Annotated in this window: 1 protein-coding gene; it reads right to left on the reverse strand. The window is 69.8% G+C overall.

What is annotated here, in order from left to right; translation table 11 throughout:
- Positions 1–36: 36 nt before the first annotated feature.
- On the reverse strand, positions 37–1332 hold the full coding sequence (locus I8N67_RS41535) for an ISAs1 family transposase (RefSeq protein ID WP_200309529.1): 1296 nt from the start codon (positions 1330–1332) through the stop codon (positions 37–39).
- Between the last annotated feature and the right edge of the window lie 54 nt (positions 1333–1386).

The raw sequence follows: 1386 nt of genomic DNA on the forward strand, positions 1-1386 counted from the left end.
CAGGGCCCCGGCGTTTGCCGGGATCGCCCGGTTTGATCATGCGATGTCGTAGAGGCTCAGGACGAGGGTGCGTTCGGTGTGGGCTCGGCGGCCGGCGGCGGTGTTGACGTATCCGGCGAGCTTGAGCGCGCCTCGGATCAGGTCACGGACGGCGGCGAGGACTGAGGGTGTGTTGTGGGTCCTGACCTGGGACTTGTCCTCGTTGAAGGTCACATCTCGACACCAGTGGACGGTGTTCTCCACGGTCCAGTGTCCGCGAGCCCATGAAGCGATTTCGGCGGCGCTCGCCTCTTCGGCGGGCAGGTCGGTGATGGCGTAGACGGTCTCGCTGGACCACTTCTTCGCCCCGTAGAGGCGGCGTCGGCGCTGGATGCGCAGGACCTGGGCCGCGTGGGGGAAGAGCAGGCCGTTGACGGTGACGACCTGTACGAGGCGTTGTTCGTGGCGGCCGTGGCCCTGGGTGTCGTCGCGGTGGATGACGGGGATCTCCTTCCAGGGCAGCGCGTGGAGCTGGCGGGCTTGCCCGCGTTGGTTGTTCTTGATGGTCAGCAGGTAGTGGGCGCCGCGGTCGTGCAGGTAGGTGGCGTGATCGCGTTGGGCGTGGAGGGCATCGGCGGTGACGACGGCCCCGGCGAGATCGGTGTCGTCGATCTGGTCGAGCAGGGGTGCGAACTCGGGTATTTCGTTGGTCTTCGCGCCGATCTCGCGGGAGGCCAGGGTGATGCCGTCGCCGTGCCGGACGGCGGAGAGTACGAAGACCTGGCTGCCGTCCGGGCGTTTCGCGCCGCGCAGGCATTTGCCGTCCACCGCGATGGCCCGGCGCCGGGAGCGCACCGGTTCGGCGCGGGAGGCCGCCCCGTGGGCACGGCGCTGTTCCCGCTCGATGCCACCGTCGGGCATGAGCGGCCCCGGCGGGCAGGGCCGGGTGGAGAGCAGAGGCCGCAGGTGGTCGTAGCCGGCCGCGCTGACCTCGCCGGGATCCAGGCTCCCCAGGACGGTGCGCAACGTCTTCTCGCTCGGGATGCGGTACCGGCCGAGCAACGGGTGGTAGGGCAGGCCGAAGGCGGCCAGCTCCTCGGGGGCGGCGCGCCTGCACCACTCCGCTGCCGCGGTGATGGAGTCATGGCCCGCCGGGGTCATCGCGCAGACCACCAGGGCCAGCAGCGACGAGACTCGATACCGCACCCCGCACGCCCCGCGAGGATCGGTGACCGACTCGAACTGGGCTACCAGGCTGCGGACTTGGTCCCGCGTGTCACCCGGGCCGAGGGCTTCCAGGCGGGGTGCCGGAGAGGCAGGAGCGGTGGCAGTGGATGATGGAGGAACGGACACGGCACCCTCGTGGATCTTGAAGCGTAGAGAACTCCATGATCCACCGGTGCCGTG

The organism is Streptomyces adelaidensis (assembly GCF_016598475.1).
Taxonomy (GTDB): Bacteria; Actinomycetota; Actinomycetes; order Streptomycetales; family Streptomycetaceae; genus Streptomyces; species Streptomyces adelaidensis.